The organism is Niastella sp. OAS944, from assembly GCA_024809215.1.
In the GTDB taxonomy this organism is placed as follows: Bacteria; Bacteroidota; Bacteroidia; order Chitinophagales; family Chitinophagaceae; genus Niastella.
Genome location: JANUBW010000001.1, coordinates 1,932,843 through 1,946,598 on the forward strand (window position 1 = coordinate 1,932,843; position 13,756 = coordinate 1,946,598).

Here is a 13,756-nt window from a genome sequence, read left to right on the forward strand (position 1 = left end):
ATTATTACCATGCAGTCTTAAACAGGGCGTCCAAATGTTGCAAATGAGGGCAATGGTTGTTGCAAGAAAGTGATTTTCAGCGGGAGTGTCCTTTATAGGCAACAACGTTTTGCCAGGAAGATCCCAGGCCGTCTATGCGGAGCTCTACAACGTCGCCGGGTTTAAGATAAACCGGCGGGTTCATACCAGGCCCTACACCGGCAGGTGTACCGGTAGATATGATATCGCCAGGCAGCAGGGTCATAAACCGGCTTATGTAAGAGATCAGGTAAGGCGTTTTGAAGATAAGATTGGCTGTAGTACCATCCTGCATGGTTTTTCCGTTAAGCGAAAGCCAGAGCCGTAAATTATTTACATTGGCTATTTCGTCTTTGGTAACCATGTAAGGCCCCATGGGAGCAAATGTGTCGCAGCCCTTTCCTTTATCCCAGGTGCCACCCCTTTCATACTGAAATGCACGCTCACTAACATTATTGTGCAGCATATAGCCCGCTATATAGTTAAGGGCTTGCGCTTCTTCTACATAACTGGCCCTTTGTCCAATTACCACAGCCAACTCAACTTCAGTGTCTGTTTTTTGGCTGTCCCTGGGAATTATAATATTATCGTAAGGGCCACACAAGGCTGTGGTTGACTTTATAAAAATTACCGGTTCGGCGGGTATTGCCGCCCCTGTTTGCTTTGCATGGTCAACATAATTCAGGCCAATGCACACGAGCTTTGAAGGACGCGCAACAGGGCAACCCAAACGCACGTTTTCTTTTATAGGAACTATAAATTCCCATTTTCCGGCAACCATATCTTCCAACACACTCAGTCCGCCATTTTCAAAAAAGAATTCATTATAGTCATCAAAATATTTCGACACATCCCACCATTTCCCTTCGTATATAACGCCGGGCTTTTCAAATCCCTCTTCTCCAAAACGAATCAGTTTCATAATTGAAATACAAAAAGAATTTATTCAGCTTTCAATACAGCTGTTGCTACCGGCAGCTTTCCGCTTTTGGCAGTAATTTTTATTTCACCTTTCCTGTTTGTTGATTGTATAATAGCCAAACATTTTCCCTGCCAGGCCTCCATTTGATTTCCTTTTAGCAGGGTATGACTTTGTTGATCGCCATTACCTACAGCCGCCAGTTTACCAGCGCCGCTCACTTCAAAACTGATGTTATTGCCGGCAAAAGGTACAGGCACACCATTGGCATCGAGTAACTGCAAGGGCATATAACATAAATCCTGCCCGTTGGCCCTGAGCACTTTGCGGTCGGGTAACAGTTTTATTGCAGCAGGCTCACCGGCGGTTTGAACAGCGAAGGACACCGTTCTTCCATCGGCCGTTTTACCAATGGCTTCCAATTTGCCCGGTTCATAAGGTACTTCCCAAAAAAGAAAGGCTTCTTTATTAAGGTCCCATTTGCGGATACCTAATGATCTTCCGTTCAATTTCAATTCTACCTGCGGCACATTGGTATATACATGCACCGCCAGCGTATCGCCTTTTTTATTATGGTTCCAGTGTGTTTCTACCTTGGGCCAGCTCCAGAAAGAGCATAGCTCCCTGTTCCTTGCCGAAGAATCGGTTTGTACGGCTATATGTACCATAGGAGCTTCGTTCCAAAGCGCTTTCCTGAACCAATACCCAGGTTTAGGAAAACCGCACATGTCTATTACACCGCAAGACGCGCCACGCCATGGCCAGGTGGGCCATTTTTTCCAGAACTCACAACCGGTACCAACATCACCAATGCCCGATTCGCCAATATAGTCGAAGCCCGTCCACAGAAACTCACCGGCCACATAATCTTTCACCTGCCCCTCGAGCCATTGCTCATAAGAATGCAATTGGTTGCAGGTACCGGGGTGATATGGATACATCACCGTTTCGGATCCAAAGATCACGCGGTTGGGATATTTTTCATGGTCTGGTTTATAATATGCCTCCTGGTAATTGTAACCAACTATATTGAGCAAATCGCCCATGCCATAGGAATTTACATTGAGGATCTCATTACACGCAGCGGTAAAGGGACGGGATGTATCGTATTTGCGTGCAGCATTCATGAGCATACCTGTTATCTTCAATGCATTCTCTTTATTATACTGCTCTCTTACCTCGTTGCCAATGCTCCAGGCAATAACGGAAGGATGGTTGCGGTCGCGCGTGATCCAGTTCTCTATATCTTTTTCGTACCATTGAGCGAATTGAGGTGCATAGCCGGCCTTTGTTTTTCCATCCATCCATTCGTCAAAGATCTCGTCAATTACCAAAAAGCCCAGGCTGTCGGCAAATGCCAGCAGTTCGGGCGATGGCGGGTTATGGCTCATGCGGAGTGCATTGCAGCCCATGCTTTTCAGCAGTTGCAGGCGGCGTTTATAGGTGGCATCTAAAACGGCCGCGCCCAATGGGCCGCCATCGTGATGGTTATTCACACCTTTTAATTTCACGTGTTTTCCATTCAGCAAAAAACCTTTATTGGCATCAAAATGCGCTGTTCTTACGCCAAAGGGCATGCTATACTCATCAACCAACCTTCCGCCTGCCCGTACTTCTACCTGCAGCCGGTATAAATTTGGTTGTTCAACAGACCATAATACGGGATTGCTAATGCTGATGTTTTGTTCAATTTTCAACTGCCCACGTATGGCATTCAAATTCGACAGAGCCCTTCCCACTTCTTTGCCCGCTGCACCTATAATTTTTGTAACTACCGTGCATGACCTGTCAACGTTACTATCGTTGCTCAATGCTATTGAAATATTTAAGCCGGCGTTGTTATTATCTGCTTTAAGCGTACGCGCAAAAACACCCCATTGATCAATATGCAGCCTGCTCTTTGCCACCAGCCATACATGGCGGTAAATACCGGCGCCGGTATACCATCTTGAATTGGGTTGTTCGGTGGTATTTACTTTTACTGCAATGACATTCTCCTTGCCTACAGGTTTTAAATACCCGGTGAGGTCATAATAAAAAGAAGAATATCCATAGGGGCGAATGCCCAGATAATGTCCGTTGATCCATACTTCGCTGTTGCGGTAAACACCGTCGAACAATACCCAAACTTTTTTGCCAGAAAGATCTGCTGAAGTTTTAAAGTGTTTCCTGTACCAGCCAATACCACTATACGCATACCCTCCACCCGGTCCTGTGGCGTTTGCGGAATCGAAAGGATGTTCAATGCTGAAATCATGCGGTACATCGAGTAAGCGCCATTGGGCGTCATCATATTCCGGTTGTTCAGCACCGGGCCAATCGTTCAAAGCAAAGCGCCAGTTAAAATCGAAAGGAATGCCGGGGTTATTTTTCTGTGCTGTTGCACCCGATGCTATGAGCATCAAAATTATTAACAGCGAAAAGTATGTGGTCTTGATCATTCTTTGCAGCCGGTTTTATTTTTGGGTAATTCCTTTCCATGTATCTGTTCTGAAAGGAACAGCAGGCAGATCTTCTGAATTGATGAGGTTACATTCGGGATTGTTGGCCCAGGCATAACGCACAGCCTCAGGGTCAGCCACTTTATCGGAATAAACGACCACCTGATCTCCTTCGATGATGGCTGTTGCCCAATAAAACTTTTTGTCTTTCCCTGCAATGGCAAACCCGGTCACTTCTTTTTTATCCTTTGTTGAAAGCCCTGAACCGGTATTGGTAAAACTAATGCGGATACGATTACCGGTTTTCTGAAAATTTGTATACACCGGACCAGATGCGATCACATTTTGTTTGTACACCAGTTTACTGGCAACTAAAGCAAGGCGACGGCCCACTTCCTGTTTGTTCTTTGGATGAATATCATTCGCTTCACCAATATCAATAATGCAGGCCATGCCCGTGTTGGGTTGTGATAATGTCAGTGTTTGCGCTTCCCGCAATTCGGCCCATTCGCTTTCGGCGGGAAGCGGTTCTGTTTTCATGAAATTGGCTAACTGAACAAACAAAAACGGACAATCGCCCTGTTGCCAGCGTTGCCGCCAGTCTTTAATAAGCATGGGAAATAAGGTGCGGTAATTGTAAGCCGCTGCTGCATTCGATTCGCCCTGGTACCAGATAAACCCTTTGATGCCATAAGGAATAAGCGGGTTTATCATGGCATTGAAGAGTACGGTTGGGTAATACTGATAGTTGAGTATTTTCGGAAAAGCGGTTTCAAGGTCTTTCTTATACAACCATTTACCTGCCAAAGAAATTCTGGAAGGTCCATCCGTAAGATATAAGTCATCAGCCGGCGGGTTCAAACCGCCGCCACCCCACATCATAGCTATCCTGACGGCAATGGTATTTTCTCCGCTTTTTATCAGGCGGGCCGGAATGGTATAAGAATGAGTGGGGCTGGAATTCCAGCTATTCTTACAGATCTCCTGTCCATTGAAATAGAGTGAATAGTTCATTTCAGGATGACCCAAATTGATCGTTATATCTTTTCCGGCAAAGGATTCAGGCAACGACATCCTTTTCCGTAACCAAACCATGCCTTCATAACTGCCAATCCCAAAATCCTTTAGCACAGCGGGCATTTCAATCGGCGTCCAATCTGCATCGTTATATTCCGTGGCCGGAAATATTTTATCTGCATTATTCTGCGGATTATAAACAATCTGCCAAATGCGGGCCCAGTTCAAACTATCTGTTATAAAATCTTCGCGGTCAAAACTAAGCGTATCATTGCTGAGTGTACGTGCCCGGGTAATGGGCGATGTAAGCAACCTATCGCGGCTCGTCCAGGCTTCTACCGGCGTTCCGCCCCAGGTGCTTTGAATTATGCCCACCGGAACATGTTGATCGCCGTGTAGTTTACGTGCGAAATAATAAGCAACTGCCGAGAACCTCTTTACATTTGCGGTATCACAAACTTTCCATTTAGCGGCCTGCAGATCAGATTGAGGCGTTAGTTTTTTATCGTGCTCCACCACTAAAAACCGTATTTGAGGAAAGGCGGCATTTTCAATTTCCCTGCGCGCATCCGCAGCCTGTTGTACCTCCCATTCCATATTCGATTGCCCTGAAGCTACCCATACATCACCGATAAGGATCCCGTTAAGCTCAATTGCGGTATTGGCCTTTCCCTGTTCCATTATTTTTAGCGTATAAGGGCCGCCGGCTGTAAACTTTGGAAAATGAAGCACCCATTTTCCATCTTTGCCCGTTTTGGCAGTGGCATGCACAGCTCCAAGCACCCCTGTTATTAACGACCCCGGATGTGCCTTTCCCCAAACAGGAATTACAATGCCTCGTTGCAAAACCATACTATCGCCAAAGACCTTTGGCAAACTGAGCTGCGCATTACATAGTGTGCTGAATAAAATTAAGGCTATAAAAAAGTTACTGCGCATTGCTTACTTAATTGAAATTTTTACTTTTTGAATAATAGCACGTGATGAAGTGCCTAACTGCAAAATGTACTCGCCGGCTTCGGTGTTCCATGCTTTTTTCGATTCATCATAAAATGCCAGGTCGGCCACTTTCACTGTCATGCGAAGAGTTTTTGTTTCGCCGGGTTTCAAAAATATTTTCTGAAACGCTTTCAACTCTTTTTCCGGCCTCAATACAGAACAAACGGGATCGGTTGCATACAATTGCACTACTTCGGCTCCATAAACGCTGCCGGTATTTTTAATGGTGAATGTTGCCTTTATGGTTTCATTCTTTCCATAGGCCGTTTTATCAGTTGAAAAATGACTGAGGGAAAAATCAGTATACGAAAGCCCATAGCCAAAAGGGAATTGCGGTTGAATTTTCTTTGTATCGAACCAGCGGTAGCCCACCAGGATATCTTCTTCATAATTCACTTTCAGATCTCGGCCGGGAAAATTGCCGAGGGCATGTGCAGGCGATTGCGCCAATGAAACCGGGACCGTAAAAGGAAGTTTACCGGAGGGATTCACTTTGCCGCTTAACACATCGGCCACTGCATTGCCTGCTTCCATACCACCGAACCACGACCATACGATAGCAGGCACACGATGCACTATACCTGTCAGTTGCACCGGCGAGCCGGCAATAATAACTACTACTGTATTGGGATTGGCCTTCGCTACTTCCTGCATCAATACTTCCTGCCCATATGGAAGGTCCATATTTTGTTTATCAGAAGATTCGGTATCAAAATCATGATTTAATCCGCCGAAAATGATCACTACATCCGATTGCTTTGCAACGGCCACTGCCTCATCGATCAGTTTCCAGTTCACTTTGGCAGCACCGGCCTGGCCTGAATTATTTCCTTCTTTAAACGTAGATTGCTTTTCGTAACCCTGTGCATAATTTATCTTAACAGTTGCGCCAAACTTTTGCTGCAGGGCCTGCAGGGGTGTAATTTCATACAGGGCCTTTATTTCGGAACTAAGACCGCCGCTGCAATGTTTGCGGGTGGCATTATCGCCAATGACTGCAATGGACCTTATTTTATCGAAATGCAACGGCAACAGCTTTCCATTGTTTTGCAATAATACCGCTGCTTCGGCAGCCGAATTATAAGCAGCCTGCTGATGTTCGGGCGTATTCATTTTTCCGGGCGCCCGTTTTTGTTCGTCGAACATTTTTGTATTGAACATTACCCGCAATACATTCGCTACCTTTTCATCAACCACCGATACGGGAACTTTTCCCTCTTCCACTGCCTTTATTAACGGATTAGCGAAATACCATTCGTTGTAATCATTTTTATCGGTACCCATTTCCAGGTCGAGGCCGGTTAAAGCCGCTTTTACGGTTGTATGGGCAGCCGACCAGTCGGTCATGAGCACCCCTTTAAACCCAAATTCCGTGCGAAGCAGCTGCCGGTTCAGGTATTCATTCTCTGAGCACCACTCGCCTCTAAACCGGTTATAAGCGGCCATAACGGTATAGGCGCCGCCTTCCATTACCGAGGCTTTAAAGGCCGGTAAATAGATCTCACGCAGGGCTCTTTCGCTCATGCTTACATCAACAGAGTCGCGGTGTTCTTCCTGGTTATTGGCCAGCCAGTGTTTTACACTTACTGCCACATCTTTTGTTTGCAGCGCTTTGATATAAGCTACGGCCATCCTTGAAACCAACAAGGGATCTTCGCTCATATATTCAAAGTTGCGGCCACACAGTGGTGAACGAATGATGTTTACACCGGGGCCCAGTAAAATATCTTTTTTGCGGAAACGAGCTTCTTCACCCAACACCAATCCCTGCTGATATGCCAGCGCAGGATTCCAGGTAGCAGCAAGCGCTGTTCCCGGCGGAAAACAGGTGGCAGAATCGTTTGTCCAACCGGCATAAGCCCAGTCGTGCCGGTTTACCTCAGCACGTACGCCATGCGGCCCGTCGCTCAACGCCCATTCAGGAACACCCAGTCTTTTTATACCAGCCACATAAAATTTCGAATTGCCATGCAGCAGGCTTACTTTTTCGGCCAGGGTCATTTGGCTTATGAGCGCCTGGATCTTTTGATCAGTAGTAAATGATGGCGTTTGTGCCGGGCCTGGTTGTGCAAGTACAGAATTGTAAGTAAATAAAACTAATAACAGCAGGGGTCGCATATTCATATACAGCAATCTTTTGTTAGCTATTTAAGCTGTAAAACTATTCTTCCGCCTGCTTAACAGAGGGACCAAAATGTTTCAGATTGGGATATAAAATGTTGCAAACAACTGATCTTCAAAAGAATCTCTTAAGTGTCTTTTTCTTTTTTGCTGGCCGCATAAAGTGAAGGCAGTACCTTGAACTCTTCTTTAAAAAATTTGGTGAATACTTTGGGATTATTGAACCCTACCTCGTAGGCGATCTCGGCCACCGACATGCCGCTTTTCTCCAACAACTGCGCAGCCCTTTTTAACCGGATAGATCTGATAAACTCAATGGGCGTTTTACCGGTGAGCGAAAGGATCTTGCGGTAAAAAGTGACCCGGTTCATACACATATCACGACTGATGTCCTCTACCGAAAAATCGGGGTTGTCGATCTGTTTTTCAACAGCTTCCAGCGCCTGTTTTAAAAACTTTTCGTCAACGGATGTTACCGTTATTTCAGCAGGGTTCACTTCAATTTGCTTCTGGAACTTTTTCTGCAATAGTTTTTGCTGGGCAAGCAGGTTCCTGATGCGCGAAGCCAGTATTTCAAAAGTGAACGGTTTGGTAATGTAGTCGTTTACGCCTACTTTAAGGCCTTCCAGTTGTTTTTCTTCACTGCCCATGGCTGTAAGCAAAATAATGGGAATATGGGCTGTTTGTGTTTCGGTTTTAATTTTCCGGGCCAGTTCAATACCGTCCATCAACGGCATCATAACATCACTCACTACCAGGTCTGGAATCAATTGTTTTATTTTCTCCCACCCTTCCTTTCCGTTTGTGGCTTCTTCAACATTATATTGTGCTTTTAAATTGTCTTTCAAATAAAAGCGCAGGTCTTCATTATCTTCAACTATTATGACCGTTTTCTTTTTATCGGTCTTTTTGCTTTCTTCGGCCATAATCTCTTCCATATCCTGTACAGTTATGGAAGCCCCTGCGGCGCGCACCGCAGGTTCGTAGATCTTTTTGGCGGGCAGCACAACCATAAAACAGGTACCTTTTTCCGGTTCGCTTTTTACAGTAATAATTCCGTTGTGAAGCTTTACAAACTCCTTTGTAATGGCCAGTCCAATTCCCGTACCCTGGTTTGCCATGCTTGTCGGCACATCAGTTTGAAAGAACCGTTCGAAGATCTTTTCCTGCTTATCGGCCGGTATTCCTATGCCAGTATCCTTTACCTCTATAGCCAGCGTTCCATCGCCTTCATTACCGGCAGGCGCATTATACACCAGGCCAATGCTCACCTGCCCGTTATCGTGCGTGTATTTAAATGCGTTGGAAAGCAGGTTAAACAGGATCTTTTCAATTTTATCTTTATCAAAATAAATTTCAAGACTGCTCACATTTGATGAAAAGGAAAATTGAATGCCTTTCTTTTCGGCAATATCCATAAATGAATGGCTCACATCTTCACTAAACCGTACGATGTCGCCTATGGCCGGATGTAATTTTACTTCCTGTACCTCCATCTTTCTGAAGTCGAGGAGCTGATTAACCAGGTTCAATAAGCGTTTTGCATTTCGCTGAACGAGACTTAATTGCTTTTTTTGCTCATCATCTGTTGAATTTTTAATGATCTTGTCTAACGGAGCAATGATAAGGCTTAAGGGAGTACGAAACTCATGGCTAACGTTGGTAAAGAATTTTGTTTTTAACTGTTCCAGCGCATGTGCCCGTTCGGCCTCTCTTCGTTGTTGTTTAACTTCATAGCGCATGTGTATCCTTTCAAGCACAATGCGCCGTGCAAACAGCAGTATTACCGCAGCCACCAGTACATAAATGACATAGGCAAGTGGCGTTCGCCAAAAAGGCGGATGAATATTTACCTCTAAAGTCTTTTCGTTACTCCAGGTGCCATCGCCGTTCTGCACCTTTACCTTAAAGGTATAATGGCCGGGGTCGAGGTTGGTATACGTGGCCCTTCTGTGATCGCCATCGGTATACAGCCAATCTGAGTTAAACCCTTCCATCATATAGGCGTACTTATCGCGGGTACCGTAAGCAATACCAGGTGAAGCGAATTCAATTGAAAAAACATTCTCTTTATAGGTAAGATCAATGCCTTGCAACCGGGTTATAGATTGCTTCAGAAGCACCCGGTCATTGATCAATTCACCCGGTTCAACATTATTATTCAGGATCTGCAAACCCGTAAAAACAATTACCGGATGGAAAACGGGTTTCTGAATTTTATCGGGGTCAATGATATTAAAACCGGAAGGCCCGCCAAAGATCAATTCCCCGGCTTTTGTTTTAAGCGCAGCGCTCTCATTGAACTCCCTGTTCTGCAGGTTATTCATTTCGTCGTATCCAATGATGGAAAAGGAAAGGCCTTTTTCTTTCTGTTGTGGAATAGCATTGTATAACCCGTTGGGGGTGGAAAGCCAGAATGTTCCATGATCATCTTCCAACATATCGAGGATCATATTTTGCGGCAAACCATCGGCAAAAGTAAAAACCTGAAAGTTCTTTGTTTGCTCATTAAACAGGTTCAGCCCTTCACGTGTGGCCACCCACATGCGTCCTTTACTATCTTCCAGAAAACTGAAAATATTATTGTGGCTTAAACTTGTTTTGTCGTTGGTATGGTAATAAAATACAGGGGTTGTTTTATTCTTTTCCAATACAACGATGCCAAAGGCGGTCCCGATCCATAAATTGCCCTTTCTATCCTGAAACAGTGCAGAAACAAAATTAAGTGGCACGGGGCTGTTCTCAATTCCTTTATAGGTAAAATGTTCAAAACGGTTTGTGTTGCGGTCGAGCTTATCGAGCCCGCTGCCCAGCGTGCCTATCCATAACTGCCTGTCGCGGTCTTCATATATTTCCCATACATTATCGTTGGCCAGGCTCAATGGATCATTGTCGTTGTGCCTGTAGTGCGTAAATGTTTTTCCATCAAAACTGTTGAGCCCGCCAAAATAAGTACCGATCCAAAGTATGCCTTCATGATCGATGCACAAGCTTACTATTACGTTATTACTAAGGCTGTACTTATTTGCAGGGTCGTGCTGATATTGTTTGAATGTATTGTTCCTGCGGTCGAAATAGATCAGTCCGCCGCCGTTTGTGCCGATCCAGATATTGCCCCATTTATCTTCCACAAAACGGTTCACGTCATCGTACTGAATGCTTTTTGTATTTGACTCCTGGTGGTGATACCGGGGAAACGTTACGATGTTACCATTATAAAAATTAACTCCCTGTTTATAAGTGCCCAGCCAAACAATACCATTATCGTCTTTATACAATGCATTAATACTGTTTTGACTGATACTATTGGGATTTTTTGGATTGTTTAACAGGTAACTGGTGTTGAAATTATTTTTTTTATCGATAAGGGTCACCCCGCCATGATCGGTGGCCACCCAAATTAATCCGTTGTTGTCCTGAACGATCTGACTTACCAGGTTGGAAGTTAATTTTGACGGTATTGAATTTTCATTAAACTGTTTGATGGAATTATCCCGGGGATTGTAATAAACAGCGCCATATTTGAAATTCCACAACCAGCAGTGCCCATCCCCATCTACAAAAAGATTATGGGTATTGTTGCCAGTAACGAGTTTTTGAAAAGCCGTGGATGAATAAATTACCTTATTGGAAGTAATATCATACTGCTGTAATAAACCGTTTTGATACACCAGCCATAACCTGCCATCTTTTGTTTCCTGAACGGCAGTGATCTTTTGTGCCGGGTTGAATTTAAAACCGGGTCTGAAAGGTTTTACTTTCCGTTCTGTAGCCGAATACTGGTAAAGATCGAGCGTGTCGTATAAAAACCAGTATTTTCCGTTATTCCCTTTTACAATATTTAAAACGTTGCCGGCGGGCAAGCCAAGTGTTTTTAAATAACTATAAAAATCTGAATCGAATTTTTCGGTATGTGAATTGTAAATACAGGCATTACTTCTTGTGACCACCCACATTTTACCATCAGGAAGTTCTGAAAGCCGGAGCACAAAATTGTCGTTCAGCGAAGTACTGTCACCAGGCTTTTTACTAAAGATCTTAAAAGAATAGCCATCGAAACGATTCAGGCCCCACATAGTGCCAAACCATAAAAACCCATCCCCGTCTTTAAGAATGGTATTCACCTGGTTATGTGAAAGTCCGGTATGAAGATCAAGTTTGGAAAAATTATAGTGCTCACTTTGAGCAAATACAGAAAGCGACAGCAGCAGCAATACAATCGAAATAAGAAAACGCATCCCAACAGATTTAGTGGAAGAAGACGCCGTGTTTTTTAGCACTTAATAAAAAGTCTAACAATCGTTAAAACAAAACTAACGGGTAATTTCCAGAAAAAACCACTTGGATTCGACTTTATATTACACAAATCCGACTTTTCACCATGACCAGAAGAGTGGTAAAACATTCAATTGTTTTTTGAATGTTGATCCTGTTCCGCCAGGCAAAAATGAAACTATAGGGCCGCAGCGTTTGTTTATGTTTTTTGCCTGTAATACGCATGCATAAGATACCAGGCTTTCTTTTTCTCACCTTTATCTGACAATAACCCTTTCCGATTATATCCTTTTTGATAAACAGGGTGCATTCTGCCCGGCGACCGGTAGTCGAACAATAACCAGGGACATACACCGCATAAATTGGGAACGGTGTTGAACATTTCGATTTGAGCAGTATAAATTTTTGCCTGGTATGCTTCGGTCCAGAAGGCGGCTTCATCGGCCGCACCGTAATGACTGCCATATAAAGCTTCGCCCCCAAACTCGGAAATAAATACCGGCTTGTCAGTACAAACCAGGTTCCATTTCGTAGCTGCCGGTTTGCCCTGCCAGGGAACGTACCAGCCTATGTACTCATTTAATGCAATAAGATCACAGCATTTATAAAGCGTATCCCAAATATCAAAGGTATTGTTTTCGTACCGCTGGGTATTTGTTACATGTGTTATCAACCGTGTAGAATCCAATACCCTGCATTTTTGCGTTAACTCAACAAGCGCTCTATACCGGTTTGGTGTACTCGCATATGTTTCATTTGAAAGGCTCCAGATAACAACCCCGCAACGGTTTTTGTCTCTGTGCACCATTTCTTCCAGCATCCTTTCCATTTTTGCGTTAACGGAGCTGTCGGCAAATTCAATATGCTGATATACCGGAAGCTCGCTCCAAACCATTAAACCCATTCTTTCCGCTTCTTTTACCATATTTTCATTGTGCGGATAGTGGGCTAAACGAACCAGATTGCAACCCAGTTCTTTGGCCGCATTCAGTAATAAAACAGCATCTTCCTTCGACGAGGCGCGGGCGCCTTTGTATGGGTTTTCTTCATGTATATTTACCGCTTTCAGAAAAACCTGGTTTCCGTTCAGCAGTATTTTATTTCCTTTTGCTTCAATAGTCCTGAACCCTACCCTATCAGCAACCGTATCCGTTTCACTTTCTATTACTACTTTATACAATTTTGGCAATTCAGGCGACCATAAGGTAAAAGCCGATGAAAATTCAATCGTGGCCATTCCTTTTTCATCCGTTCGGGTTTTATATAACAGGTTGAGCTCAGGAATTTTAATTTTAATATTCTGCGCCGGTTGCGTTCCATTCAATTGTACCCGGCCTGCCACAGTATTTACACTGCCTTTTTTTAATTGAATGCTATAGTCTTCAATATAAGTGCCGGGCTTTTCAATCATGTTAACATCACGGGTTATGCCGCCATAGTTTAACCAGTCATATCCATTGCCGGGTAATCCGTCCTTATGCCGGGTGTTGTTTACTTTAACAATGAGGGCGTTCGCACCTTCTTTTACCTTGCCGGTAATTTCGAACTGAAAAGGTGTAAAGCCGCCTTCGTGACTGCCGAGCTTACTGCCATTGAGATAAACCTCAGCAATATAATTCACGGCGCCAAAATGAAGGAACAGCCGCTTTCCATTCCGGATGCTGTATTTAAATTGCTTTTTATACCATACAGTACCTTCATAATAGGTGAGCTCACACCGTTGGGAATTAAAATCGCCCGGCACTTTTAATACCGGTGCCCCGTTAAACGAATACTCGAAAAAATCAGTTTTTTTCTGCGGCTTATCTTCCAGCCAAACCTGTCGCCAGTCACCAATTCCGGTTGGGTCAATGAGAACTTTCCACTCGCCATTCAGGCTGGTTATTTGAGCATGCATAAGGTTAGCCAAAAGAACAAAAAACAGGATAACAAAAACCGTTTTCATTAGCCAGGTTTATGAGTATAA

Annotated in this window: 6 protein-coding genes; all 6 read right to left on the minus strand. The window is 44.1% G+C overall.

Features of this window, described 5'->3' with window-relative positions; all coding sequences use genetic code 11:
* Window positions 1-76: 76 nt before the first annotated feature.
* Window positions 77-940 (minus strand): fumarylacetoacetate hydrolase family protein, encoded by an 864-nt coding sequence (locus GGD38_RS07520; RefSeq protein WP_375298624.1) that lies wholly within the window; start codon window positions 938-940, stop codon window positions 77-79.
* 20 nt (window positions 941-960) lie between these two features.
* The gene (locus GGD38_RS07525; RefSeq protein WP_375298623.1) at window positions 961-3,378 is read right to left on the minus strand and encodes a glycoside hydrolase family 2 TIM barrel-domain containing protein; all 2,418 of its coding nucleotides are present in this window, start codon (window positions 3,376-3,378) and stop codon (window positions 961-963) included.
* Window positions 3,379-3,393: 15 nt separating this feature from the next.
* Entirely contained in the window at window positions 3,394-5,334 is a 1,941-nt protein-coding gene (locus GGD38_RS07530; protein ID WP_375298622.1) for a sialate O-acetylesterase, read from the minus strand.
* A gap of 3 nt (window positions 5,335-5,337) precedes the next feature.
* Complete coding sequence (locus GGD38_RS07535) at window positions 5,338-7,518, minus strand: glycoside hydrolase family 3 C-terminal domain-containing protein (protein ID WP_375298621.1); 2,181 nt, start codon at window positions 7,516-7,518, stop codon at window positions 5,338-5,340.
* A 125-nt stretch (window positions 7,519-7,643) separates the two neighbouring features.
* Window positions 7,644-11,753: a two-component regulator propeller domain-containing protein gene (locus GGD38_RS07540; RefSeq protein WP_375298620.1), complete on the minus strand. Its 4,110-nt coding sequence runs from the start codon at window positions 11,751-11,753 to the stop codon at window positions 7,644-7,646.
* A 236-nt stretch (window positions 11,754-11,989) separates the two neighbouring features.
* On the minus strand, window positions 11,990-13,735 hold the full coding sequence (locus GGD38_RS07545; protein ID WP_375298619.1) for a glycoside hydrolase family 2 protein: 1,746 nt from the start codon (window positions 13,733-13,735) through the stop codon (window positions 11,990-11,992).
* Window positions 13,736-13,756 lie beyond the last annotated feature (21 nt).

Bases quoted from the DNA above. Each gene is read 5' to 3' on its own strand.
- GGD38_RS07520 (WP_375298624.1), bottom strand. From the start codon at position 940: ATGAAACTGATTCGTTTTGGAGAAGAGGGATTTGAAAAGCCCGGCGTT.
- GGD38_RS07525 (WP_375298623.1), bottom strand. From the start codon at position 3,378: ATGATCAAGACCACATACTTTTCGCTGTTAATAATTTTGATGCTCATA.
- GGD38_RS07530 (WP_375298622.1), bottom strand. From the start codon at position 5,334: ATGCGCAGTAACTTTTTTATAGCCTTAATTTTATTCAGCACACTATGT.
- GGD38_RS07535 (WP_375298621.1), bottom strand. From the start codon at position 7,518: ATGAATATGCGACCCCTGCTGTTATTAGTTTTATTTACTTACAATTCT.
- GGD38_RS07540 (WP_375298620.1), bottom strand. From the start codon at position 11,753: ATGCGTTTTCTTATTTCGATTGTATTGCTGCTGCTGTCGCTTTCTGTA.
- GGD38_RS07545 (WP_375298619.1), bottom strand. From the start codon at position 13,735: ATGAAAACGGTTTTTGTTATCCTGTTTTTTGTTCTTTTGGCTAACCTT.